Below are 22,700 nucleotides of genomic sequence, written 5' to 3'. Positions count from 1 at the left end.
CGGCTAGGCGTGGGAGTCCGCCAGGAGGCGCTCTTCTTCAGCGGTTTGCGGGTTCCGGCCGAGGGCCAGGCCCACCACGGTAACTGCCGCGGCCACCAGGAGATAGGCCGCGATCAGGAACCAGTCGCCGGAGACGGCGTAAAGGGCGGTGAAGATCAGGGGTGCCACGGCTCCGCCGATCACGCCGGCCAGGGTGTAGGCCAGCGAGCTGCCGGCGTAGCGCAGGCGGGCCGGGAACTGCTCGGTGATGTAGGCGGCCTGCGGGCCGTACATGAAGGCGTGGAACGCCAGGCCGATCACCACGCCGATAATGAGCATCAGCACGGACTTGCCCTCGATCATGAGGAAGAACAGGGGAATGTAGAGGGCCGTGCCCACCGCGGCGATGCCGTAGACCAGGCGGCGGTTGAAGCGGTCCGTGAGGGCGCCGGCCAGCGGTATCAGGAACAGCTGGAACGCCGAGCCGATCAGGATGGCGGTGAGGACGTTGCCGGTGGTCAGGCCGAGTTCCTTCGTGGCGTAGACGGCCACGAACACGGTGAACAGGGCGTAGAGGACGTCCGGGCAGACCCGGGACAGTGCGGCGGCAATAAGCGCGCGGGGTTCCCTGGTGAACACCTCGGTGATAGGGGCCTTGGGCTGTTCGCCGTGGGCCGCGATGGCCTTGAACACCGGGGTTTCCTCGAGCTTGAGGCGGATGATCAGGCCGAAGACCACCAGCAGTGCGGACGCGAGGAAGGCGACCCGCCAGCCCCAGGAGAGGAAGGCTTCGGTGCTGAGCGTGGCTGCGAGCACGGCCAGGACGCCGTTGGCCATCAGGTTGCCGGCGGGCGGGCCGATCTGGGCCGCGGAGGACCAGAAGCCGCGCTTGTTGGCGTCACCGAATTCGCTGGAGAGCAGGACGGCACCGCCCCATTCGCCGCCGACGCCGATGCCCTGGGCCAGGCGCAGGAGCACCAGGATGGTGGGGGCCGCCACGCCGATCACGGAGTAGTCGGGGAGCAGGCCGATAAGGACGGTGGCGACGCCGATCAGCATCAGGGTGACCACCAGGACGTGCTTGCGGCCGATCTTGTCACCCAGGCGGCCGAAGATGACGCCGCCGATGGGCCGCGCCAGGTAGCCCACGGCGAAAGCCGAGAAGGAGAGCAGGAGTCCGACGAACTCGTCATTGCCCGGGAAGAAGATCTTGGGGAAGACCAGCGCCGAGGCCACCGAGTAAATGGCAAAGTCGTAGTACTCCAGCGAAGTGCCGGTGAGGCTGGCGATATAGGCCTTCAGGGCGCCGGGCGGGATCTTCCGGCCGGAGCGGGCGGCCGAGTGGTGTGTGGTCATGGTCTTCCTTCAAGGGTGCGGTGGTGCTGCCTGCGTGCTGGGGCGCGGTTGCTTGGCGGAACTTTTTACTCCGCCGAGCGGTAACGGGGTGAAGCGAACGCGGTCTTAGGCAAAAGCTCTGATGTCGATGCCGGCGTCGGAAAGCGCAGCCCTTACTGCGACGGCCATGGCAACGGCCCCGGGGGAATCGCCATGGACGCAGATGCTGTCTGCATTGATTCTCAGGATGGAGCCGTCCACGGTGCGGATGGCGGAGTCGGCAGCCATCCGCAGGACGTGTTCGGCCACCTGGGCCGGGTCATGCAGGACGGCTCCGGGGAGCGAGCGGGAGACGAGCGTACCGTCGGGGTTGTAGGCCCGGTCGGCGAAGGCTTCGGAAACAGCGCGGAGTCCGGCTGCTTCGGCAAGGCGCAGCACCTCCGAGCCGGGAAGGCCGAGGATGGGCAGCGAGGCGTCGATCGACTTGACGGCGTCGACGACGGCGCGTGCCTGGGCGGTGTGGGAGACGATCGCGTTGTATAGCCCGCCGTGCGGCTTTACGTAGCGGACGCGGGCGCCTTCGGTGGCGGCCAGCGCCTGCAGCGCGCCGATCTGGTAGACGATGTCGTCAGCCAGTTCGCCGGGATCGATGTCCACGAACCGGCGGCCGAAACCGGAGAGGTCGCGGTAGCCCACATGGGCGCCGATCATCACGCCGGCCTGCACGGCTTCGCGGCAGGTGCGGCGGATGACCGTGGGATCGCCCGCGTGGAAACCGCAGGCCACGTTGGCGCTGGACACGGATTGGAACATCGCCGTGTCGTCGCCCAAGGTCCAGCGACCGAAGGACTCGCCTACGTCGCTATTCAGGTCCATGTACACCATTGTGATCCTCGTCTCATTGATTTGCTCCTACTAGGATGCACCAAATTTAGCGATTGTTCAACAATCCTTCGATTCAACGATGTGACGATCGTGTAAATTCTGGAGTATGGCCACTTCAGCAGCAGCAACCCGGGGCACCTCCGCAGCACTCTCAAGCGCATCAACGGCAGCAGCCCGGCTGCGCGTCGCCGTGCCGTCGGTGGCGGACAGGGTGGCTGATGAGCTGCGCCTGCAGCTGGCTGAAGGGGTCCTGCTCCCGGGCGCGCGGCTGACCGAGTCCACGATCGCCGAGGACCTTGGCGTCTCCCGCAATACCGTGCGCGAAGCCTTTGCTGAGCTCGCGAGCGAACGGCTGGTGATCCGCCACCCCAACCGCGGGGTTTTTGTGGCGAGCCTGGAAGCCGGCGATATCCACGACGTCTACACCGTGCGCCGGACCATCGAAGTCAGCGCCATCCGCGGCGGGGGCAGCCCGGAAGCCGTGGCCGCCGTCCGGGCCGCGGTGGAGGAAGGCAAGCTCGCGGCCGCAGCGAACGACGACGAGGGGCTGGGCACCGCGAACCAGCACTTCCACGGCGCGATCGTGGCCCTGGCCGGCAGCCGCCGGCTGAACACCATCATGTCCCAGGTGCTGGCCGAGATGCGGCTGTTCTTCCACAAGGCAACGATGGATGCGCACTTCTACAGCGGCTACCTCAAGGACAACGAGGAAATCTGCGAGGCCCTGGAGGCCGGTGAACTCGAGCGGGCCGCCGAGCTGCTGCTGGCATACCTGGACCGTTCGGAAGAGAAGCAGGCCGAGGTCCACGGGGAGTAGGGCGTGCCTGCCCTCCTAATGCCGGCTTAGCCCCCCGATGAAAGCCCCACCGGGGATTTCAGGCCACGGGAGGGGCCGTGGAGTCACGGACAATCACCTGCGTGGCCAGTTCGACGCGGTGGGAATCGAGGACTTCGCCGCGTGCTTGGCGCAGCAAGGAACGCAGCGCTGCGCGTCCCATTTCCTCCAGGGGCTGGGCCACCGAGGTCAGCGCGGGGACGGATTCCTGGCCCTGGCTTGTCCCGTCAAAGCCAATAAGGCTGATGTCGTCGGGGATCCTGAGGCCGTGGCGACCCGCTTCACTAAGAACGCCCAACGCAATGCTGTCGCTTCCGGCAAAGACGGCCGTGGGGCGCTGCTCGAGCTCGAGTAAGGCTTTGAGGCCGGACACTCCCGCGTCCCTTCGGAACTTGCCGCCGGAAACAATGTATTGAGGGTCGACGGGTACGCCCTGGGCCATAAGAGCCGCCATGTAGCCGTGCAGGCGAGCCTGGTTGCATTCAGAGCCCTCGATGCCGCCGATGTAGGCTATGCGCCGATGCCCGAGCTCCAGCAAGTGTTCCGTGGCGGCCTTGCCTCCGGCCCAATTTGTCGCTCCCACACTGACCACATCGGCCGAGGGCGGGTTGAGGGGGTCAATTACGACGACGGGAATTTGCCGGCGGCGGAACGCATGCAGTTGCGCCTCGCTGAACGCTGACGTCACGACGATCATTCCCGCCCTGCCCTCATCCAGCATCCGCTGGGCGCGGCCCTCGGGACTGATCCCGCCCGAAGGCGCCTGGCCGGTGACGCTTACCAGAATCTCAACATCGGCACCGGCGGCAAAGCGCAGTATCCCATTCAGGACCTCGACAGTGTAGGCCGAATCGAGGAAGTCAATGACTACCTCCACGACGGTGGCAGCCTCCGCAGCGGAACGGCGCTGGAGCGGGGACTGGTATCCGGCCTTCTCCAGGGCGGCCAGGACGCGGGCGCGGGTTTCCGGCGCAACATCGTCACGGCCGTTCACCACCTTCGACACCGTGGGCGCCGATACCCCCGCCTGCCGCGCCACAGTGACGAGCGTTGGTTTGTCCTGACGGGTCTTGGTTGCCATAAGATTCGAAACCTTTCGATAATTTCGCCGCTCCAATTGTGCATAAACTGACGCACGCTGGTCAAGCAGGGTCAATGGGCCATATTTAAATCCTCGGAAACCCCTTGACTACGGCACTTTTGTGGCATTAGTTTAGACCGTGACCTAAATCACGAGTGCGAAACATTTCGAGTGATTCCCGGAGGCTGTGCCTCGGAATACTCACCAAGCGATCACAGATGGAGAAGCAATGAAGCAACCCCAGTCCTCCCGGCGCTCCTTTCTTGCCCTTGCCGCCCTTGCACCTTTCGCCGCCATGGTGACCAGTGCCTGCGGGACATCGGGGCCGGGCGCCTCCAGCGGCGGGGGTGCCAGCATGTGGTACCTCTCCGGTGAGCCGAACCAGACCACCATGCAGAAGGCGGTGGATGCGTTCGGTTCAGCGAACCCGGACAACAAGGTCACAGTGACCTACTTCCAGAACGACGCATACAAAACCAAGATCAAAACGGCGATCGGCGCCGGCCAGGCGCCGACCATCATCTATGGCTGGGGCGGCGGGACCCTAAAGACCTATGCCGAGGCTAAGCAGGTTGAAGACCTGACCAGCTGGCTGGCAGAGAACCCGGACCTGAAGGACAAATTCTTCCCCGCATCCTTCGGCGCCGCCACCGTGAACGGTAAGGTCTATGCGCTGCCCAACCAGTACGTGGCCCCGATCGTGCTGTTCTACAACAAGGAACTGTTCGAAAAGGCCGGCGCCCAGCCGCCAAAGACCTGGGACGACATCATGTCCCTCGTCAAGACCTTCAACAACATGGGTGTGGCGCCCTTCTCCCTTGGTGGACAGTCCCGGTGGACCTCCATGATGTGGCTGGAGTACCTGCTCGACCGCATCGGCGGAGCCGAAGTCTTCACAGCCATTTTCGAAGGCAAACCCGATGCATGGAAAGATCCAGCCGTGATCGAGACGGGCACCAAGATCCAGGAGCTCGTCTCGGCGGATGGCTTCATCAAGGGCTTCTCATCCATCGCTGCTGACTCCAATGCTGACCAGGCCCTTCTGTTCACGGGCAAAGCAGCCATGATGCTCCACGGTTCCTGGACCTACGGCGCTATGAAGAAAGGCGGCCAGAACTTCGTCCAGGACGGCAAGCTCGGCTTCGTCCAATTCCCGGTCGTTGCCGGCGGCAAGGGCGATCCAAAGAACGGCGTGGGAAACCCCGCCCAGTACATGTCCATTTCCTCAAAGGCCTCTGAAAAGGAAAAAGAGACGGCGAAGAAGTTCTTCAAGGACGGCATCCTGACCGACACGGTCATAGACACCTACATCAATTCCGGGTCCGTTCCCATTGTCAACGGCATCGAGGACAAGCTCAACACGTCTCCGGACAAGGACTTCCTGAACTTCGTCTACGACCTGGCCAAGAACGCACCGAACTTCCAGCAGTCGTGGGACCAGGCACTCAGCCCGACCGCCGCCGAAGCCCTGCTGAACAACATCGACCAGTTGTTCCTCAAGTCGATCACGCCTCAGCAGTTCGCCGAGAACATGAATGCCACCCTCGGAAAATGAGTAACGCCGTCTCCACCGCCCCAAATACTAAGGCGGCCGCCAGAACTGCAACCGTAAAAGGCGGTCAGCGTGACAAAGCCCTCGCATGGCTGACAGCGCCCGCCTTGTTCTTCTTCGTGGTATTCGCCGTCGTGCCGCTGGCCGGTGTACTCATTCTGAGTTTCGCCAGTTGGGACGGGATCGGTGCCATCGGATCAGCGGGACTGGGCAACTGGTTCTCAGTGCTTGCGGACCCGGGGCTGTACAACGCTCTGGGGCTGACCTTCCTGATCATGCTCGCTTCGTGGCTCGTCCAGACTCCCATCAGCCTCCTTTTGGGTGTCTTCACCGCCGGCAGCCAGCGCTACCGGGCGGCCCTGGCGGTGCTTTATTTCCTGCCTTTGCTGCTCTCCTCCGCAGCAGTCGCGATCGCCTTCAAAGCCCTGCTGGACCCGAACTTCGGCCTGGCCACGGGCCTCGGATTGCCGTTCCTGGCCCAGGACTGGTTGGGGGTCCCGCACCTGGCCGTGGGTTTGGTCATCTTCGTTATTGCCTGGCAGTTCGTGCCTTTCCATACGCTCATTTACCAGGGCGGAGTGCGGCAGATTCCTAAATCACTTTATGAAGCAGCCGAAATCGATGGGGCGGGAACAATCAAGCAGTTCTTCCACATCACTCTTCCCCAGCTGAAGTACACCATCATCACTTCCTCCACCCTGATGGTCGTGGGGTCGCTGACCTACTTCGACCTGATCTTCGTCCTCACCGGCGGCGGCCCGGGAAATTCAACCCGGATCCTGGCCCTGGACATGTACCTGCGGGGCTTCCGGGCCAACCTTATGGGCCCGGCAAGCGTCATCGCCGTCATTCTCGTACTCATCGGCCTTGCACTTGCCTTGTTCCTCCAGCGCCTTGGAGGCAAGGACAAGCAAGGCAGCCAATTGGAAGGTATGTAGGGGTGAGCACTGTACTGAAAAGCAGCGCGGAGGAAACTCCCGCCGGCGCCCCATCGAACCCGGCCGCCCCCAAGCGGGGGCTGGGTTCACGGATGAGGCGGCTGAACGTCCCAGCAGGTCTGGGCGGCTGGATCTGGCTGGCCATCATCATCATTCCGGTCTACTACGTGGTGATCACCAGTCTGAAGACGCAGGCAGGCTACTTCGGCCAGAACCCGCTGGCCCTGCCCGCAGAGCCAACCTTGGAAAACTACCAGATGGTCCTTGAGGCCGACTTCGCGAAGTACTTCATGAACAGCACCATTGTCACGCTGGGTGCCGTCATCCCGACGGTGCTGATCTCCTTCATGGCCGCGTTCGCAATAGTCCGGGGCAAGGGCAGGTTCCTTAAGCTGGTCAACGGCATGTTCCTGATGGGACTGGCAATCCCGCTGCAGGCAACCATCATCCCGATCTACCTGATGATCATCCGCCTCAATCTTTACGACAGCCTGCTGGCACTCATGCTTCCCTCCATTGCCTTTGCCATTCCGTTGACGGTGCTGATCCTGTCCAACTTCATCCGCGACGTTCCGAACGAACTGTTTGAGTCGATGCGGCTGGATGGGTGCAGTGAATGGCAGACCATGTGGCGGCTTGCCCTGCCGCTGACCCGCCCTGCGATCGTGACCGTCGCCATCTACAACGGCCTCCACGTCTGGAACGGATTCCTGCTTCCGCTGGTCCTCACCCAGAGCCCTGGCCTGCGGGTCCTTCCCCTGGCGCTGTGGACCTTCCAGGGTGAATACAGCGTCAACATCCCGGCCGTGCTTGCCTCGGTGGTGCTCAGCACCTTGCCAATCCTGGTGCTTTACGTCGTGGGCCGCCGGCAGTTGCTCAGCGGCCTCACCGCCGGATTCAGCAAGTGATACACGGCCCCTTAGAAAGGAGACACGCATGACCACCGCAAAACCACTGCGCGTCGGCATGGTGGGCTACGCGTTCATGGGCGCAGCCCACTCCCACGCCTGGCGCACGGCGCCCCGGTTCTTCGACCTTCCGCTGCAGCCCCGGCTCACCGCCGTTGCCGGCCGGAATGCCGACGGAGTGCGGGCCGCAGCAGACAAGCTTGGCTGGGAATCGGTTGAGACCGACTGGCGGCGCCTGATCGAGCGCGACGACATCGACCTGATCGACATCTGCACGCCGGGCGACACCCACGCGGAGATCGCCATCGCAGCCCTCGAGGCCGGCAAGCACGTGCTGTGCGAGAAGCCGCTCGCGAATTCCGTTGAGGAAGCTGAACGGATGACTCTCGCGGCGGAGACTGCCGCCAAGCAGGGCATCCTCTCGATGTGCGGCTTCAGCTACCGCCGTACTCCCGCCCTGGCACTGGCCAAACGGTTCGTGGAGCAGGGCCGGCTCGGCGAGATCCGCCACATCCGGGCGCAGTACCTGCAGGACTGGCTCTCCGACGCCAACGCCCCCATGACCTGGCGGCTGGACAAGAGCAAGTCCGGGTCCGGCTCCCTCGGCGACATCGGTGCGCACAGCATCGACGCCGCCCAGTGGGTGGCCGGACAGAGCATCACCGGCGTTTCGGCGCTGCTTGAAACGTTTGTCCCGGAACGCCCGCTGGCCGGGGACCTCGTGGGCCTCGGCGGCCACGGCGACCTCAGCGGCGACGCGCCCCGCGGGAAGGTCACCGTGGATGACGCCGCCATCTTCAGCGCAAAGTTCGACGGCGGCGCTGGCTCCACGGGCGCGATCGCCGTCTTCGAAGCCACGCGGTACGCGCTGGGCCGGAAGAACGCCATGCGTTTGGAACTGAACGGCACCAAAGGCTCCCTCGCCTTCGATTTCGAGGACATGAACGTCCTGTCCTTCTACGACGCGGCGGAGTCCCCGGACGCCGGCTTCCGGAAAATCTTCGTCACCGAACCCGAACACCCGTACGTCGGCAACTGGTGGCCCACCGGCCACGGACTGGGCTACGAGCACGGCTTCACGCACCAGGTAGTGGACCTCGTCACCGCAATCGGTGAAGGCCGCCAGCCGGAACCGTCCTTCGCGGACGCGTTACAGGTCCAGCGGGTTTTGGCCGCCGTGGAGGCCAGCGCCGCCAATTCGAGCCAGTGGCAGAAGGTCTAGGAACGTGAACGCAGGAGAAGGAACGCCATGACACGACCAATCACGCTTTTTACCGGGCAGTGGGCCGACCTGCCGTTCGAGGAGGTGGCCCGGCTCGCCGGCGAGTGGGGCTTCGACGGGCTGGAGATCGCCTGCTGGGGCGACCACTTGGACCCCCGCCGGGCGGCGGAGGACGACAACTACCTCCAGGGCCGGCTGGACATCCTGGAGAAGCACAACCTGAAGGTGTTCGCCATCGCCAACCACTTGACCGGGCAGGCGGTGTGTGATGACCCCATCGACGAACGCCACCAGGGCATCCTGTCCGCGGAGGTCTGGGGCGACGGCGAAGCCGAAGGAGTGCGCCGCCGGGCCGCCGAGTCCATGAAGGACACGGCACGGGCAGCCGCCCGCCTCGGGGTGAAGACCGTAACAGGCTTTACCGGCTCGTCCATCTGGAAGGCGGTGGCCATGTTCCCGCCTGCTTCCGAGGCAATGATCGACGCCGGCTACCAGGACTTCGCGGACCGCTGGAACCCCATCCTGGACGTCTTCGACGAGGTGGGGGTCCGTTTCGCCCTGGAGGTCCACCCGTCCGAAATCGCTTACGACTACTGGACCGCCAAGCGCACACTGGAGGCGATCGGGCACCGCAAGAGCTTCGGCCTGAACTTCGACCCGTCCCACTTCATCTGGCAGGACCTGGATCCGGTGATGTTCCTGCAGGACTTCGCGGACCACATCCTCCACGTGCACGTCAAGGAGTCGGTCCGCCAGCTCGATGGCCGCAACGGGCGCCTGGGTTCCCACCTGGCATGGGCGGACCCCCGCCGCGGCTGGGACTTCGTCACCGCCGGGCACGGGGACGTCCAGTGGAACCGGATCTTCCGGACCCTGAATGCCATCGGCTACACCGGCCCCACCAGCATCGAGTGGGAGGACGCCGGCATGGACCGGCTCGTCGGCGCACCGCAGGCACTGGCCATGGTCAAAGAACTCGCCCGGATCGCCCCGCCGGCAGCAGCTTTCGACGCCGCCTTCTCCAGCCGCTGACCCACACTTTCCGGCCCCGGCCGGCAGCCAAACAAAAGGAACCCCCGACATGACAGAACGCAAGAACGCCCTGGTGGTCCGCGGCGGCTGGGACGGCCACCAGCCGTACGAGGCCACGGAACTCTTCATCCCCTACCTCAAGGACAACGGCTACGACGTCCGCGTTGAGGAATCCCCCAAGGTCTACGCCGACGCCGAATACATGGCAGGCGTGGACCTGATCATGCAGTGCATGACCATGACCACCATCGAAAAGGACGAGTTCGCCGGGCTGCGGACCGCCGTCGAAAACGGCACGGGCCTGGCCGGCTGGCACGGCGGGATCGCCGATTCCTACCGCAACAACTCCGACTACCTGCACCTGATCGGCGGCCAGTTCGCCTGCCATCCCGGCAAGCACCCGGACGAGTGCGTCGGCGAGCAGTCGGACAACTACGTGCCCTACACGGTCAACATGCTCCCGGCAGCTGCGGAGCACCCCATCACGCAGGGCATCGCTGACTTTGACCTCGTCACGGAGCAGTACTGGGTCCTCAGCGACGACTACATCGATGTCCTGGCCACCACCACCCAGAAGGTCCGGGAATGGGATCCGTGGAACCGGGAGGTCACCTCGCCTGCCATCTGGACCCGCCAGTGGGGCAACGGCAAAATCTTCGTTTGCACTCCCGGCCACCGCACCGAAGTCCTGCAGGACAAGAACGTCCGCACCATCATTGAAAGGGGTTTGCTGTGGGCAAGCCGTTGAACGTAGGAATCATTGGCTGCGGCAAGATCGTTGCCCAGTACCTGACCAACTTCCGCAGGCTGGAGCAGGTGCGTCTGGTGGCTGTTGCAGACCTTGACACCGCCCGCGCACAGGAGATCGCAGACAGCTACGAAGGCGTCCGGGCCGTTTCGGTCGATGAGCTGATTGCGGCGGACGATATCGACCTCGTCCTAAACCTCACTATCCCCGCCGCCCATGCCGATGTTGCGCTCAAGGCCATCGCTGCCGGCAAAAGCGTCTACGGCGAGAAACCGCTCGCTGCCACCACCGACGAAGCCCGGGAGGTCATAACCGCCGCCCGCGAAGCCGGCGTTGTGGTCGGTTGCGCCCCGGACACAGTGCTGGGTACCGGCATTCAGACGGCCAGGAAGGCCATCGACGACGGCCTGATCGGTTCCCCGATCGCGGCAACGGCTACCATGGTCACGCCCGGCCACGAGCGCTGGCACCCGAATCCGGACTTCTACTATCAACCCGGTGGCGGACCGCTTCTGGACATGGGCCCCTACTACGTGAGCGCCCTCGTGACGCTGCTGGGTCCCGTCGTCTCGGTAATGGGCGCCGCCAGCCACACCCGCACTGAGCGCACCATCGGCTCCGGCGAGCGTGCCGGACAGGTCATTCCAGTGAACATCGACACGCACGTCACCGGTGTCCTGGTCCACGCGTCGGGGGCCCTTTCGACCCTGGTCATGAGCTTCGACGCCGTGCAAAGCAAGTCCCCCAATATCGAAATCCACGGGGAGAAGGGTTCGCTCTCCGTTCCTGACCCCAACCACTTCGACGGCGACGTGCAGCTCTTCCGGCTCGGAGGCGAGTCCTGGGAAACGCTCCCTGTATCCGCCGGATACATCGACTCGGGCCGCGGCTACGGCATCGCGGACATCGCAGCAACCCCGGCGGGCGCCGAACCGCGCGCCGGCGGGGCGCTGGCGTTCCACGTGCTCGAAGTCATGGAGTCCGTGCTCGCGTCAGCGCACACGGGAGCCTCGGTGCGGATTGCCAGCACAGTCGAGCGGCCCTCGGCCGTCGAACTGGCGGATCTGGCCGCTCTGCCGCAGGAAATCAACTCCTAGCTAAGCAATCTCGCCCTCATCCGGTCCACGTCGGCCACGCCGGCGTAGGCAGCCTGCGTGCCCTTCCGGGTAGCGGCGAGTGCCGCCGCCACGGAGGCGAAGGCAGCGGCTTCGGCGAGCGGCTCGCCGGCGGCGAGCCGTGCGGCCACGGCGCCGGTGAACGCATCACCGGCGCCCGTGGTGTCCACCGCATGGACCGTGACCGGCGCGATCCGGGTGACACGGTCCGTCCCTGAAACCAGCGAGTCGAGCACTACCGAGCCGCTGGCCCCCAAAGTGACCAGGACCCGCTGTAGCCCGCGCTCGGCGAAACGCTCCCGGACGCCATCCCACGCGGCGTCGTGCGCTTCCGCACCAGGCATCTCCCCGGACCCCAGAAACAGCGACGCCTCGTGCGCATTGACCAGCAGGACATCGGTCAGTTCCGCCAGGCCCGGGGGGATCTCGCCATAAGGTGAGAGGTTGAGCAGGACTGTCGCGCCGGCGTCGTGCCCTGTCCGGGCGGCGGCTTCAACGGTGTCCAGGCTGACCTCTAGGCAGAGACACACCACGGAGGCGCCGGCGAACACGTCCGCTGACGCCGCGACGTCGGCGGGAGCAAGGGTTCCGTTGGCTCCCGCCGAGATAATGATGTTGTTCTCGCCGTGCGCGTCCACCGCGATCACGGCGACTCCCGTAGCGGCGGACTCCGAGGTGCGCACGTGCGAGATGTCCACGCCGGCGCCGGCGGTTGAGGAGAGGAGCATCTCGCCGTTGGAGTCGTCGCCCACGGCGCCGACGAGGCTGACCGCCCCGCCCAGCAGGCTGGCTGCCACGGCCTGGTTGGCGCTCTTGCCACCGGGATTCACGGCGAATCCGGTGCCGTGGACCGTCTCTCCCGGCAGCGGGAGCCGTTCGCAGTAGATGGTCAGGTCCGCATTCAGGGAGCCGACGACGACGATCCGGCCGTGCGCTTCCGCTCCGGCGCTCATTCGGCCACCTCGGCTTCAACCGGCTTGGGGATCAGGAGCGAGGCGCCGAAGGCGGCAACGGTGATGACCAGACCGACCACCACGACGGTCAGGTAGGACGCCTTGGCATCGCCGAGGGCGGAGGTTGCCACCAGCACGGCGGGCAGCACCAGGAAGCTGAGTCCGGCGCCGAGGTTGAAGGCACCTGCGTTCATGCCCGGCAGGAAGCCCGGGTTTCCGGCGGGAGAGAGTACCACTCCTAGTCCGTTTAACATGATGTTGACCGTACCGGCGTACATGATGCCCAGCAAGACCGTTCCGGCGATCATCATCGGCAGGCTGCCCAGGCCGAAGAACGCAATCAGGGCGAGCGCGGCGATGCTGCCCAGCAGGCCGATGCGGAGCACCCTGGTGTAGCCAAGGACCGGAGCCAGCCTGCCGCTGAGCGGGCCCACCACCCAGCCAAGCAAGGCGTACGGGGTCAGGATGATCAGCGACATTTCCGTGGGACCCACTCCGAAGCCCGGAGCCGCCGCCTGCACGTAAGCGGGGACGATGCCGTTGATGACTGCGAAGATTCCGGTCATGGTGAGCGTGGTGGTCAGCAGGGGCGCCCACGTGGAGCGCTGGCGCAGGTGGACGGTTTCCACCATGGGCTGCTTGGAGCGCTTTTCCACGGTCCAGAAGGCGTAAAAGGCGACGGCGGCGACGGCCACCAGCCCGATGGCCAGCACGAGGGTGCCCGCCGAGAAGCCGCCCACCAGCTTGGAGCCCTCGTTGAGGGCGGTCAGCAGCGCGCCGACGGCCACAACAATGAAGAAGACGCCGAGCCAGTCCATGGTGGTGCCGGCCGCGGGCTTGCTTTCGCCGGCGAGCAGCGCGATCAGCGCAGTGGCCACCAGTGCCAGGACCACCATCAGCCAGAAGATGCTGCGGAAGCCGAAGTGCTCGGCAAAGTAGCCGCCCACGAAGGAGTCAACGCCTGCCACGCCGCCGTTGACCGCCGTGATGAGGCCCATGAGCGTGCCGTATTTGCGCGGGTTGCTGACGGCGGAACGCAGCATGATCAGGCACAGCGGAACGGTGGGGCCGCTGACGCCCTGGATGATGCGGCCTACGAAGAGCCACGTGACGTCCGGGGCGAGCGCGGCAATGACCGAGCCGACGGCCATCAGCAGCATCATGCCGATCAGGATCTTCTTCCGTCCGATGATGTCGCTCAGGCGCGGCAGGAAGAGGGAAAACAGCGCGGCCGCGGTGAAGAACCAGGTCTGGGACAGGCCGATGACGGCCTGGTCGGTGTTGAGTTCCTTCCCCATGGTCACCAGGGCCGGGCTGAGCATGGAGGCATTGAGCTGGAACGCAACGCAGGCGGCCAGCAGGGCCACCATCAGGGCAGTGACGTTGCCGCGGGTGGTCTTGGTTTCGGTGAGGGTGGTCATCTACTTGACCCCTCCGGTTGCTGCGCCGGCTGCGACGACGGCCGGTGCCGCGAGCGCGGGTTCGCCGATCCGGATGAGGGCGTCGGTGACGAGGTTCCAGAACCTTTCGTGGTCCAGGTCAACGGCCACGGAGGTGTTGCAGTCTGCCGGGGCCGGGGCACGGAAGTCTGCAACGGTCATCCCGAGGGTCAGCCTGCCGTGCAGTTCGATGTCCACAGGAACCTTACGGGTGGTGACGATGCTGGGATCGATCACGTAGGCCACGGCGCAGGGGTCGTGGACCGGCGGGTAGTCGAAGCCCTGGGCGTCCTTGTAGGTCTTGGTGAAGAACTCCATCAGTTCCATGACGAACCTCGCGGGCGCGGTGCCCACGGCGGCGATCTTCTCGACCACCTCTGGGGTGGCGAGCGCCTGGTGGGTGAGGTCCAGGCCCACCATGACCACGGGCCAGGCCTCGTTGAACACGATGTGAGCGGCTTCGGGGTCGATGATGATGTTGAATTCGGCCACGGCGCTCCAGTTGCCCACGTGGTAGCCGCCGCCCATCAGGACGACTTCCTTGACGCGTTCAACGATGCGCGGTTCCTTGCGGGCGGCCATGGCGATGTTGGTGAGGCCGGCGGTGGGGACAAGGGTCACGGTGCCTGGCTCATGCGCCATGACCGTATCGATGATGAGGTCGACGGCGTGGCGCGGGTCCAGCTCTATGGCGGACTCGGGCTGGGCGGGGCCGTCCATGCCGGTTTCGCCGTGGATGTCCGGCGCGGTTTCGATGGTGCGCACCAGCGGGCGGTCGCAGCCGGCGGCGAAGGGGACGCCCGTGATGCCGGCGATCGTGCCGACGGACAGGGCGTTGCGGGTGACTTTTTCGAGGGTCTGGTTGCCCACCACCGTGGTGACGGCAAGCAGTTCGATATCGGGGTTGCCGTGCGCCAGCAGCAGGGCCACGGCGTCGTCATGCCCGGGGTCGCAGTCCAGGATGATCTTCTTGCGGGCAGGGGTCACGGGGTTGGGGTCCACGTCTATCTCCACGTCGTTGGGGGCCCGCCCGGAGGCGGGGTGCAAAAGCAAACAGGGAGAGCATGACACCTCCGCAATGATTACGTCAAGCGCTTAACGTTAATTGCGTTAAGCGCTTGATGCCTTGTGCGGCAAGAAGTCTCACGTGGAGCGGCGTAAGGGTGCGCCGGGCCCACTACGATCGAGGGTATGGAATCCGCGCACCACGTACAGCACCCGCCGGGCACGGGACCCAGGGCCGCAGCGCCGCGGGTCACGGCGGCCATGGTTGCCGCCCGCGCGGGGGTTTCCACGGCCACCGTGTCCCTGGTGGCCAACGGCAAGACCCGCGGCCGTGTGTCGGAGGACAACATTTCGCGGGTGCGGGACGCCATCTCCGAACTGGGCTATGTGGTGGACGGCATCGGCAGCTCCCTGGCCAAGGGCGTGAGCTCGATTGTCATCCTGGTGGCGCCGGACATCTCCAATCCGTTCTTCGCCAAGGTGATCGCCGGGGTGCGCGAATCCCTGGGCGCGGACTACCAGCTGCTTTTGTCCGTCACGGAGGCCGGAGAGTTTCCGCAGGCCGACGACGTCCGGAAGCTGATGGCGCTACGGCCCGCAGGGCTTCTGGTGGACGCCCCGGACGCCGAATTCCTGGAGGAACTGTCGGCCGCGGGCCCGCTGGTGCTGCTCGACGCTCCCGGCCTGGAAGCCTACGCCCCGTCGGTGAACCTTGACGTGGCGCACGGCGCCCGGGAGCTGGCGGCGCACCTGGCCGCCGCGGGGCACAAGTGCGCGGCCTACGTGGACAGCGTGACGGGCACGGCCACCTTCGACGTGCGGCGCACCGCGTTCCTCGAGGAAGCAGCTGTGCGCGGGATTTCAGTGCCGCCCGAATGCATCATCAGCACCACCATCGACGTCGGGACCGCGGCCGCGGCGTTCGCCCGGGCGTGGCCGCAGTGGCGGCGGAACGGGGTCACCGCCGTCGTCTGCGGTACCGATACGCACGCCTACGGCGTGCTGCAGGAAGCGCGCGTTGCGGGGGTGCGGATCCCCGAAGAACTGGCGGTGGCGGGATTCGATGACCTGCCGTATTCCGCGACCAGCAATCCTGGCCTGACAAGCGTTCACCTCCCGGCCACGCCCCTCGGGCTCAAGGCCGGCGAGCAGTTGCGCTCCCTCATGGAGGGCCGCCCGCTGGAGCAGCCCCAGGTGACACTGGAAAGCTCCTTGGTGGTCCGCGGCTCTACAGCCTGACGAAACTCCACTCAGCGCTGGTTCTGGTCCACGCGTTCACGCTGCCGCCGGTAGGCCCTGATCGAAACCCAGGCAATCACGGCCGCTAGCGCGGCATAGACGGCGTAGTTGAGGTACTTGGAGTACTCCTCGATCAGCCGGTACTGCGCTCCGAGGAGCACACCGAGACCGATCAGCAGGGCATTCCAGAGCCCGCTCCCGGCAATCGTGAAGATGCTGAACGTGGCCAGGTTCATTTTCTCCGCACCCGCGGGCAGGGAGATCAGGCTGCGCACACCAGGCAGGAACCGGCCGAAGAACACCGCGGATTTGCCGTGGCGCTGGAACCAGTCGGCCGCCTTCTCGAAGTCCTCACGATCCATCAGCGGAAGCCGGGACAGCCCGCGGATGGCCCGCTCCAGGCCAAGCTTCGCGCCAATCCAGTACAGCAGGAGCGCACCGGCGTAAGCGCCGAGCGTGCTGGTGACGAACACCAGGGCCAGGCTCATGCTCCCCTGCTTGGTGAGGAAGCCCGCCAGCGGCAGGATGACTTCGCTCGGGATGGGCGGGATGATGGTTTCGGCAAAGGTGAACAGTCCCACGCCCCACTCCCCCAGCGTGTCGATACCGCGGGCGGCGAAGCCGGCTATCCCCGTGAGCTCGTCAACGGCATTTGCGGGCATCATGGCTGGCCCCGATTCAGGTCAGGTTCTTGCCTCACGGATGCATACCCCCCGTTGTCCGGACGCACCGTCAACACCAGCCACAGCGGGCAACGGGAGTCGACAGCCTATCGCTGCCAGCCTAGCCGAAGGTTGCGGAGTGCCGGGAAAGCGCCGCCGCTCAGCGGGCTGCGGGACGGATCCTCAGGAAACCGAAGGCGGCGGAGAGCAGGAGCATCCCGCCGCCGATGGCCATCAGGTATCCGGCAAGGGGAACGGTCCCCGCCGCGGCGCTGCCGGAATCCGGCGGAGCGGCTGTCAATGTCCGCGCTGAGCGGGACGGCACCGGCGACGACACCCTCGCCGGAGTGGCAAAGCCTGCAGCTGACGGCGTACCGGCCGACGCTGAAGGGGCGGACGCTGACCCCAGACCGGCCACGCTTTCCTGCGACGGCAGGTTTTCTGCTGCGGAACCGGGAACTGCGGGCTGGGTGCCTGCGGGACCGGACCCGCCCTGGGGTGGTTCGGGACTGGCTGGCCCGGCAGGGGCAGTTGCCGAAGCTGTGGGCGCCGGGGAAGGCGGGCCGCCGGAAACGCAGAAGCCGCCCGCGGCAGCCGGAACCTGCTTGTCCGGGCAGGGTGCGGCACTTGCGGGCGCCGCGACACCCAGGAAGAAGGCGGCGACGACGGACAGCACCGCGAGGATGCAGAGAACCAGCCGACCGTTGCGCATGTCACCCTACGCTACCCGCTCCGGCAAAATCCGTCCTGCGGCCCGGCGGCCTGACCCTAGCGCCGGGCGGTGAAGCGGGCGGGTGCGCCCCCGCCGTCGGCCAGGTCTGCAAGCACCCGGCCAACGGCCGGGGTGAACTTGAACCCGTGGCCGGAGAAGCCGGCCCCCACCACTACGGGACCGAAACGGTCCAGCACGAAGTCCTCGTTGGCGGTGCTGGTGTACGTGCAACTAATGGGAGCCGCTGACTCCGCATCCACGCCCGGCAGCCACTCCCGGACGTAGCGCATCAGCGCCTCCAGCTGGACAGGTTCGGGCGTGAAGCTGCGCCCGTCCGGGTCCGTCACCGGCCCCACGCCGTGCCAGCCTGCCTTGATGCCCTCGCCCGGGGTGAGCATGCCATAGACGGGGCTGTACCAGTACGCGTCGCGGGGGTCGTCCGGATCGGGGTTGTGGTTGAAGCTGGGCCAGGTCAGCGAGTCGTCCAAGGGCGTGAAGTGCGCCGGCTGCTCCTGCGTGACCACGAGCCTCGGGAGCGGGACCGTGCTCCCGAGAAGCTTGCTGGTCCATGCGCCAGCGGTGACCACCACACGGCGCGCGGTGATCTCGCCGGAGTCAATGACCACGACGGCGCGGTCGCCCTCAACGCGGATGTCGCGGGCCGGCGTCGAGTATTCAAAGCGGGCGCCGTGCGCCTCGGCGGCGTGGCGAAGCGCCAGCAGCGCGTCAGCGGCACGGACCCGTCCGGAGCCGGGCACCACCAGGACGTCACCCCTGAAGTTCATCCCCCGCCAGCGCTCTGCCGCCTCTGTTGCGGGAAGGAAGTGGCTCTCAATGCCGCGCTCGGCGTGTGACGACCGGACGTCCCGCAGCCGCCGGACGTTGCCGTGGTTCACCAGGCCCACGAGGTCCAGGAGCTGCATGCCTGTTGCACCCTCGAGCTCGTCCCAGAGATCCTTGGCCTCGGTGACCAGGTCCAGGTAATCGCCCTCGGCGTAGGCCATGTTGAAATTGCGGGTCGCGCCGTGGGAGGCGCCGATGTGATGCCCCTGTTCGAATTGCTCCAGGAGAACAACGGACCTGCCGCGGCGTGCAAGCTGCCACGCAGCAGCGGACCCCATTGCCCCTCCGCCGACCACGACGACGTCAACTTCCATCACAGCTCCACCCAACTCCGTCCCGCGGCCTCGTCAAGAGGCCTGTTGCCGGGACCTATTCTTCCGGGTTGCCGGTTTCACCCTGCGAAAGTTACGTCCTGGGTGTCTTCAACCGCAGCAGTGCGGCCTGGTGCCGTGTGGTACTTCCAGTAGAGGTTGGTGTGCGCGATGACCTTGTCCGGCGGCGGGGCGCCCCACTCGCTCTGGTCCTCGGTGGTGTGCGCATCACCAACGAGCGTCACGTCGTAGCCGCGGACGAAGGCGCCGTGGATCGTGGAGCGGATGCACTCGTCCGTCTGCGCGCCCGCCACCACCAGGCGCCCGACAGCCGCCGCGGCCAGGACATCTTCAAGGTCGGTGTCCTCGAAGGAGTCCGCGAACGACTTGTGCACCAGCGGTTCCGGTTCCTGGCGCGTCAGCTCCGGGACGTACTCCCAGGGTGCGCTTCCCTTTTCCAGTTGCTCATCCGAGTGCTGGATCCAGACGATCGGCACGCGTTCGCCGCGCGCTTTGGCCACGAGGGTGGCGATATTGGCGACGACGGCGTCGCGCTGGTGAACATCGGCCACCACCCCGTTCTGGACGTCGATCACCAGCAAGGCGGTGTTGGGTCGATCCGACAGTGTGGTCATAACGAGCTCCTCAGTTTGTGCCGGGATGCGCGACGGCTCTGCAGTGGCAATCCGTTGCATGCATTTTACGTGGGCTTAACTTGATCGGTCTTGTGAGCCTACAAGGGGCCGCGACAGACTTGAAGCACTTGATGAACTGATCAATTGATCGTTCGACCAGACCAGCGGAGGTTGTTCGCAGAGATGCGTTCGGCCCGTTTCGCGGCGAAGCTGCCGGCGGGCCGGCTCCGCAGACCGGAAGGATTAGTTATGGCCGGGAAGTTCGAAGTTTTCGTTGATGCAGAGCTGCAATACCGGTTCCGGCTGACGACGCCGGAGGGAGCCGAACTGGCTGTGTCAGGCGCGTACCGCGACAAGCCGTCGGCAGTGGCGGCCATCGAGGCGGTCCGCGAATGCGCGGGAATGGGACTGATCAGCGACCTCTGCCCTGCCGGCAATTCGGTCCAGGCACCCACCGAGGCACCGGCTGCTGCGACGCCTGCCCCGGCCCCGGCGGCCTGCGACACCCGGCGGTTCCCGGTTGACGGGTTCCGCAAACACGCCGCGGCCCGCCGTGCCCCGGCCGTGCCCCACTGGTCGGGGGCAGCCTGACCCGCGGCCGGTAACGTGGTGGGCAGTAGAGGGAGCATGCTGCGACCTGCCGCGCGGAGGGATTCACATTGCCAGAAGATTCGAACACCGGAGCACCTGATCCGAGGGGCCGACTGACGTCCCGGATCCTCCGAGGCGGCACCGAACCCGATCCGCGCTTTACCCTGGCGAACGAGCGGACGTTCCTGGCGTGGATCCGGACGTCGCTGGCACTGCTCGCCGGCGGCGTTGCGGTCGAAGCTTTTATGGCCGAGCTCCTGGGTCCCGAACTGCGCAAGACCATTTCGGTCCTGCTGCTCGTCCTGGCGTTGCTGATCGGGGGCGGCTCCTTCTTCCGGTGGGTGAACGTGGAACGCGCCATGCGGCGGAAAGCGCCTATGCCACTGCCGCTCATGGCGCCGGTGCTGGCAATCGGCGGAGCCCTAGTGGCGGCCATCATGGTGGTGTTCGTGATCGTCCGGCCGGCCTGAGCATGGCCACCCGGAGCGGTGCCGCCTGGCACGGCGATTCCGGCCTCCAGCCGGAACGCACCGATCTTGCCTGGAGCCGCACCACCTTGTCGATGGTGATCGCTGCGGCCGTTTTCCTGCGGTGGCTGCCCCACCACGGCTGGTTCGTCGGGACGCTCGTCGGCGGCGCCGTCGTCACCGCCCTGGCCATCAACCTCACCCAGAAACGCCGGTTCCACTGGGCCGTCCGGGGTATCAGACAGGAAACCATGCCACCGCATATAGGTTCGACGGCGGCAGTGGCCGCGAGCGTCGTCGTCCTCGCCCTGCTGGGGATTTACACCGTACTGTTCCTCCCGCTGCAGCCGTGACCGGTGCGGGCGGTCAGAAGAGCGCCAGCTGGCCGTCTAGTGATCCGTCGGAGTCGGGCAGCGCCCCTTCGGCCGCGCTGAGTCCCACCATGTCCTTGACGTCCGGCAGCAGCTCGCCAATGCAGGTCTGACCCTCCAGCACCGGGATCACCGCCATGTTTGCACTGCCATCGATGCTTGAATCTGCCACTGGGTGAGTTTATTGCAGGGCACCGACGCTGACGGGGCGACACTCCAACGTGCACCCGGTGGGGCTCGAACCCACGACCCGAGGATTAAAAGTCCCCTGCTCTCCCAGCTGAGCTACGGGTGCGCCGTACCCCGCTCACGCCCGGCCCTCCATGGCGACGGCTGGTTGGCCGGAACTGTTGACCGGAGCAGCAGCGGGCCGCTTCGCGGTCGGTTCCGTGGCAACAGCAGGCCTGTGGACCCGTCGCCACGCCCAAGGCAGCAGGTACCTGCGGGCCCACACAAGGTCCTCGGCCCTGGCGCGGCGCCAGTCGCCCTGCGGCAGGTCCCCCGCCTGCAGAGGCTGCAGCGGGTGCCGCACCCCGAGCGCATCGAGCACCCTCCTCGCCACGGCATAGTGACCCAGCGGTGACAAGTGCAGCCTGTCCCGGTCCCACATCCGCGGGTCCCGGAGCTCCCGCAGGCCCCAGAGATCGGCGATCACGGCGTGATGCCGGGAGGCGATCTCCCGGACGTTTTCATTGAACACCGCAACCTTGCTCCGGTTGCGGCCGAGCACCGGCGTTGACCCCCAATCAGGCCCGGTGAAGAGCACCAGGGTGGCACCGGAAGAACTCAGCAGCGCCACGCCGTCGTCGAGCTTGTCCGCGAGCTTGTCCGGATCGCTGCCGTGAAAGACCATGTCGTTGCCTCCGGCCGAAAGCGTGATCAGATCCGGCTGCAGGACCAGCGCGGGGCCGGCCTGGCGGGCCAGGATCTGCTCCAGCAGCAGGCCGCGCACGGCCAGGTTGGCATACGCGAAGTCCGTATGCCCTGCGCTCAGCTCCTCTGCCACCCGGTCGGCCCAGCCGCGGACGCCGCCGGGACAGCGGGGGTCCGGATCCCCCACTCCTTCGGTGAAGGAGTCCCCCAGTGCCACGTACCGGCGCCACGGATGCCCGTCTGCGGCAGCCGGATATCCCGTGCTGCGCACACCACCTTGGGGCTGGCGGCCTGACAGGTCCTTGTCATTCGTTGTCACCACACACCTCCTTGTGGGAAGCCTGCGCCCTTTCTCTGATTAACCACGGAACCGGTCCACATGTTCCGAAAATCGGGCGGAATGCCGTGTTTGTGAAAGGAATGCCTGCTGCTCGCCGGGTGTTAAAAAGAATGTCCGTTGTTATCGGTGACAGCGGACTGACGGGAAGGTAATGAGCAGGAAAATCGAAACAGTCGAGGACGACGCCGGGAAGGTCATCAGCTACCACCGGCACCCCAACGGCGGCGGCCTGATCGGCCGTGGGGCCGAGGTGGACGAGTCATCCTTCATCAGTCCAACCGCCTACGTGGAAGCAGGCGCCCAGGTGGGGCCCGGGTGCCGGGTGGGCGGCGGCAGCTGGATCGACCGGCGTGCGCGGGTCGGCCACCGGGTGGTGATCGGTGATGCTGTGTACGTGGGGCAGGGAGCGGTGATCGGGCACCGGGCCCGGATCGGCAGCCACTCCAAGATCGGAGCGGGCGCCATTATAGGTCACGGAGTCCGCCTTCACGGCGACAGCAAGGTCGCCCAGGGCAGCCGCCTCCCGGCCAGGACCAGGGCGTCGGCAAGCCCTCCGCCACCGTCCCTTACGGATGGTGACCGCCAGGCCGCGTGAAGCTTGCCGCCCTGCCGGTGGGCGTCCCTGTTCT

The 22,700-nt window shown here is 66.0% G+C and carries 25 protein-coding genes and 1 tRNA gene; 13 read left to right on the top strand and 13 right to left on the bottom strand.

All coding sequences use genetic code 11. The annotated features are described in order from the left end of the window. Positions 1 to 3 precede the first annotated feature (3 nt). On the bottom strand, positions 4 to 1,335 hold the full coding sequence (locus JOE41_RS11680; RefSeq protein ID WP_011689965.1) for an MFS transporter: 1,332 nt from the start codon (positions 1,333 to 1,335) through the stop codon (positions 4 to 6). A 105-nt stretch (positions 1,336 to 1,440) separates the two neighbouring features. Continuing rightward, on the bottom strand, positions 1,441 to 2,199 hold the full coding sequence (locus JOE41_RS11675) for a LamB/YcsF family protein (protein ID WP_209752435.1): 759 nt from the start codon (positions 2,197 to 2,199) through the stop codon (positions 1,441 to 1,443). A 106-nt stretch (positions 2,200 to 2,305) separates the two neighbouring features. On the opposite strand from JOE41_RS11675, the gene JOE41_RS11670 reads away from it, so the two are divergent. Beyond that, a complete protein-coding gene (locus JOE41_RS11670) occupies positions 2,306 to 3,016 on the top strand; it encodes a GntR family transcriptional regulator (protein ID WP_011689963.1) in 711 nt (236 codons plus the stop codon). A gap of 58 nt (positions 3,017 to 3,074) precedes the next feature. Here the strand turns inward: JOE41_RS11670 and JOE41_RS11665 are convergent, their stop codons facing one another. Next, entirely contained in the window at positions 3,075 to 4,115 is a 1,041-nt protein-coding gene (locus JOE41_RS11665) for a LacI family DNA-binding transcriptional regulator (RefSeq protein WP_011689962.1), read from the bottom strand. A gap of 229 nt (positions 4,116 to 4,344) precedes the next feature. On the opposite strand from JOE41_RS11665, the gene JOE41_RS11660 reads away from it, so the two are divergent. The 7 genes from JOE41_RS11660 to JOE41_RS11630 are packed head-to-tail and all read left to right on the top strand — an operon-like array spanning position 4,345 to position 11,612. Then, on the top strand, positions 4,345 to 5,670 hold the full coding sequence (locus tag JOE41_RS11660; protein ID WP_011689961.1) for an extracellular solute-binding protein: 1,326 nt from the start codon (positions 4,345 to 4,347) through the stop codon (positions 5,668 to 5,670). Then, positions 5,667 to 6,605 (top strand): carbohydrate ABC transporter permease, encoded by a 939-nt coding sequence (locus JOE41_RS11655; RefSeq protein ID WP_011689960.1) that lies wholly within the window; start codon positions 5,667 to 5,669, stop codon positions 6,603 to 6,605. The genes JOE41_RS11660 and JOE41_RS11655 overlap by 4 nt, the downstream gene beginning before the upstream one ends. A gap of 2 nt (positions 6,606 to 6,607) precedes the next feature. After that, positions 6,608 to 7,513, top strand: coding sequence for a carbohydrate ABC transporter permease (locus JOE41_RS11650; RefSeq protein WP_043429197.1), 906 nt, complete (start codon positions 6,608 to 6,610; stop codon positions 7,511 to 7,513). Positions 7,514 to 7,541: 28 nt separating this feature from the next. Next, the gene (locus JOE41_RS11645) at positions 7,542 to 8,735 is read left to right on the top strand and encodes a Gfo/Idh/MocA family protein (protein WP_209752434.1); all 1,194 of its coding nucleotides are present in this window, start codon (positions 7,542 to 7,544) and stop codon (positions 8,733 to 8,735) included. Between the two features lie 27 nt (positions 8,736 to 8,762). After that, a complete protein-coding gene (locus JOE41_RS11640; protein ID WP_011689957.1) occupies positions 8,763 to 9,767 on the top strand; it encodes a sugar phosphate isomerase/epimerase in 1,005 nt (334 codons plus the stop codon). Positions 9,768 to 9,816: 49 nt separating this feature from the next. Next, positions 9,817 to 10,515: a ThuA domain-containing protein gene (locus JOE41_RS11635; protein WP_011689956.1), complete on the top strand. Its 699-nt coding sequence runs from the start codon at positions 9,817 to 9,819 to the stop codon at positions 10,513 to 10,515. Then, complete coding sequence (locus tag JOE41_RS11630) at positions 10,500 to 11,612, top strand: Gfo/Idh/MocA family protein (protein WP_011689955.1); 1,113 nt, start codon at positions 10,500 to 10,502, stop codon at positions 11,610 to 11,612. The genes JOE41_RS11635 and JOE41_RS11630 overlap by 16 nt, the downstream gene beginning before the upstream one ends. Here JOE41_RS11630 and JOE41_RS11625 read toward each other — a convergent pair. From JOE41_RS11625 to JOE41_RS11615, 3 genes are read right to left on the bottom strand one after another with little or no spacing between them, the layout of a single operon-like run. After that, the gene (locus tag JOE41_RS11625) at positions 11,609 to 12,583 is read right to left on the bottom strand and encodes a ribokinase (protein WP_209752433.1); all 975 of its coding nucleotides are present in this window, start codon (positions 12,581 to 12,583) and stop codon (positions 11,609 to 11,611) included. The two genes, JOE41_RS11630 and JOE41_RS11625, sit on opposite strands and share 4 nt — an antisense overlap. After that, positions 12,580 to 14,004 (bottom strand): MFS transporter, encoded by a 1,425-nt coding sequence (locus tag JOE41_RS11620; RefSeq protein ID WP_209752432.1) that lies wholly within the window; start codon positions 14,002 to 14,004, stop codon positions 12,580 to 12,582. The genes JOE41_RS11625 and JOE41_RS11620 overlap by 4 nt, the downstream gene beginning before the upstream one ends. After that, complete coding sequence (locus JOE41_RS11615; RefSeq protein WP_209753614.1) at positions 14,005 to 15,036, bottom strand: nucleoside hydrolase; 1,032 nt, start codon at positions 15,034 to 15,036, stop codon at positions 14,005 to 14,007. 252 nt (positions 15,037 to 15,288) lie between these two features. Here JOE41_RS11615 and JOE41_RS11610 point away from each other — a divergent pair, with 252 nt between their 5' ends. Next, on the top strand, positions 15,289 to 16,266 hold the full coding sequence (locus JOE41_RS11610) for a LacI family DNA-binding transcriptional regulator (RefSeq protein ID WP_011689951.1): 978 nt from the start codon (positions 15,289 to 15,291) through the stop codon (positions 16,264 to 16,266). Between the two features lie 11 nt (positions 16,267 to 16,277). On the opposite strand, the gene JOE41_RS11605 is transcribed toward JOE41_RS11610, so the two are convergent. The 4 genes from JOE41_RS11605 to JOE41_RS11590 form a co-directional block, all read right to left on the bottom strand. After that, complete coding sequence (locus JOE41_RS11605; RefSeq protein ID WP_011689950.1) at positions 16,278 to 16,931, bottom strand: DedA family protein; 654 nt, start codon at positions 16,929 to 16,931, stop codon at positions 16,278 to 16,280. 157 nt (positions 16,932 to 17,088) lie between these two features. Beyond that, positions 17,089 to 17,640 carry a hypothetical protein gene (locus JOE41_RS11600; RefSeq protein WP_209752431.1) on the bottom strand — a complete coding sequence of 184 codons (552 nt, stop codon included), beginning with the start codon at positions 17,638 to 17,640 and terminating at the stop codon, positions 17,089 to 17,091. Positions 17,641 to 17,696: 56 nt separating this feature from the next. Next, on the bottom strand, positions 17,697 to 18,797 hold the full coding sequence (locus JOE41_RS11595; protein ID WP_209752430.1) for an FAD-dependent oxidoreductase: 1,101 nt from the start codon (positions 18,795 to 18,797) through the stop codon (positions 17,697 to 17,699). Between the two features lie 77 nt (positions 18,798 to 18,874). After that, positions 18,875 to 19,429, bottom strand: coding sequence for a cysteine hydrolase family protein (locus JOE41_RS11590; RefSeq protein ID WP_209752429.1), 555 nt, complete (start codon positions 19,427 to 19,429; stop codon positions 18,875 to 18,877). A 249-nt stretch (positions 19,430 to 19,678) separates the two neighbouring features. Here JOE41_RS11590 and JOE41_RS11585 point away from each other — a divergent pair, with 249 nt between their 5' ends. From JOE41_RS11585 to JOE41_RS11575, 3 genes are all read left to right on the top strand, one after another. Then, on the top strand, positions 19,679 to 20,020 hold the full coding sequence (locus tag JOE41_RS11585; protein ID WP_209752428.1) for a DUF1508 domain-containing protein: 342 nt from the start codon (positions 19,679 to 19,681) through the stop codon (positions 20,018 to 20,020). A 68-nt stretch (positions 20,021 to 20,088) separates the two neighbouring features. Continuing rightward, the gene (locus tag JOE41_RS11580; protein WP_011689945.1) at positions 20,089 to 20,490 is read left to right on the top strand and encodes a YidH family protein; all 402 of its coding nucleotides are present in this window, start codon (positions 20,089 to 20,091) and stop codon (positions 20,488 to 20,490) included. A 2-nt stretch (positions 20,491 to 20,492) separates the two neighbouring features. Then, the gene (locus JOE41_RS11575) at positions 20,493 to 20,840 is read left to right on the top strand and encodes a DUF202 domain-containing protein (protein ID WP_209752427.1); all 348 of its coding nucleotides are present in this window, start codon (positions 20,493 to 20,495) and stop codon (positions 20,838 to 20,840) included. A gap of 13 nt (positions 20,841 to 20,853) precedes the next feature. Here JOE41_RS11575 and JOE41_RS11570 read toward each other — a convergent pair whose 3' ends face one another. The 3 genes from JOE41_RS11570 to JOE41_RS11560 all read right to left on the bottom strand — a co-directional run bounded on the left by JOE41_RS11570 (position 20,854) and on the right by JOE41_RS11560 (position 22,050). Next, complete coding sequence (locus JOE41_RS11570) at positions 20,854 to 21,030, bottom strand: hypothetical protein (protein WP_156810593.1); 177 nt, start codon at positions 21,028 to 21,030, stop codon at positions 20,854 to 20,856. A 50-nt stretch (positions 21,031 to 21,080) separates the two neighbouring features. Next, positions 21,081 to 21,153: transfer RNA gene (locus tag JOE41_RS11565), tRNA-Lys, on the bottom strand. 12 nt (positions 21,154 to 21,165) lie between these two features. Then, complete coding sequence (locus JOE41_RS11560; RefSeq protein ID WP_209752426.1) at positions 21,166 to 22,050, bottom strand: SGNH/GDSL hydrolase family protein; 885 nt, start codon at positions 22,048 to 22,050, stop codon at positions 21,166 to 21,168. 172 nt (positions 22,051 to 22,222) lie between these two features. On the opposite strand from JOE41_RS11560, the gene JOE41_RS11555 reads away from it, so the two are divergent. Further along, positions 22,223 to 22,666, top strand: coding sequence for a DapH/DapD/GlmU-related protein (locus JOE41_RS11555; protein WP_209752425.1), 444 nt, complete (start codon positions 22,223 to 22,225; stop codon positions 22,664 to 22,666). Positions 22,667 to 22,700: the final 34 nt, after the last annotated feature.

The sequence above is a fragment of the Arthrobacter sp. PvP103 genome (genome assembly GCF_017833075.1).
Lineage (GTDB): Bacteria > Actinomycetota > Actinomycetes > Actinomycetales > Micrococcaceae > Arthrobacter.
Note: the sequence above shows the minus strand (reverse complement) of the source record. Positions and strands in the feature narration are given on the sequence as shown.

Excerpts from the sequence above, each read along its gene's own strand:
- JOE41_RS11655 (WP_011689960.1), top strand. The coding sequence starts at position 5,667 with ATGAGTAACGCCGTCTCCACCGCCCCAAATACTAAGGCGGCCGCCAGA.
- JOE41_RS11670 (WP_011689963.1), top strand. The coding sequence starts at position 2,306 with ATGGCCACTTCAGCAGCAGCAACCCGGGGCACCTCCGCAGCACTCTCA.
- JOE41_RS11555 (WP_209752425.1), top strand. The coding sequence starts at position 22,223 with ATGAGCAGGAAAATCGAAACAGTCGAGGACGACGCCGGGAAGGTCATC.
- JOE41_RS11645 (WP_209752434.1), top strand. The coding sequence starts at position 7,542 with ATGACCACCGCAAAACCACTGCGCGTCGGCATGGTGGGCTACGCGTTC.
- JOE41_RS11665 (WP_011689962.1), bottom strand. The coding sequence starts at position 4,115 with ATGGCAACCAAGACCCGTCAGGACAAACCAACGCTCGTCACTGTGGCG.
- JOE41_RS11640 (WP_011689957.1), top strand. The coding sequence starts at position 8,763 with ATGACACGACCAATCACGCTTTTTACCGGGCAGTGGGCCGACCTGCCG.
- JOE41_RS11610 (WP_011689951.1), top strand. The coding sequence starts at position 15,289 with ATGGTTGCCGCCCGCGCGGGGGTTTCCACGGCCACCGTGTCCCTGGTG.
- JOE41_RS11620 (WP_209752432.1), bottom strand. The coding sequence starts at position 14,004 with ATGACCACCCTCACCGAAACCAAGACCACCCGCGGCAACGTCACTGCC.
- JOE41_RS11590 (WP_209752429.1), bottom strand. The coding sequence starts at position 19,429 with ATGACCACACTGTCGGATCGACCCAACACCGCCTTGCTGGTGATCGAC.
- JOE41_RS11680 (WP_011689965.1), bottom strand. The coding sequence starts at position 1,335 with ATGACCACACACCACTCGGCCGCCCGCTCCGGCCGGAAGATCCCGCCC.
- JOE41_RS11675 (WP_209752435.1), bottom strand. The coding sequence starts at position 2,199 with ATGGTGTACATGGACCTGAATAGCGACGTAGGCGAGTCCTTCGGTCGC.
- JOE41_RS11605 (WP_011689950.1), bottom strand. The coding sequence starts at position 16,931 with ATGATGCCCGCAAATGCCGTTGACGAGCTCACGGGGATAGCCGGCTTC.
- JOE41_RS11595 (WP_209752430.1), bottom strand. The coding sequence starts at position 18,797 with ATGGAAGTTGACGTCGTCGTGGTCGGCGGAGGGGCAATGGGGTCCGCT.
- JOE41_RS11585 (WP_209752428.1), top strand. The coding sequence starts at position 19,679 with ATGGCCGGGAAGTTCGAAGTTTTCGTTGATGCAGAGCTGCAATACCGG.
- JOE41_RS11625 (WP_209752433.1), bottom strand. The coding sequence starts at position 12,583 with ATGAGCGCCGGAGCGGAAGCGCACGGCCGGATCGTCGTCGTCGGCTCC.
- JOE41_RS11600 (WP_209752431.1), bottom strand. The coding sequence starts at position 17,640 with ATGCGCAACGGTCGGCTGGTTCTCTGCATCCTCGCGGTGCTGTCCGTC.
- JOE41_RS11575 (WP_209752427.1), top strand. The coding sequence starts at position 20,493 with ATGGCCACCCGGAGCGGTGCCGCCTGGCACGGCGATTCCGGCCTCCAG.
- JOE41_RS11660 (WP_011689961.1), top strand. The coding sequence starts at position 4,345 with ATGAAGCAACCCCAGTCCTCCCGGCGCTCCTTTCTTGCCCTTGCCGCC.
- JOE41_RS11635 (WP_011689956.1), top strand. The coding sequence starts at position 9,817 with ATGACAGAACGCAAGAACGCCCTGGTGGTCCGCGGCGGCTGGGACGGC.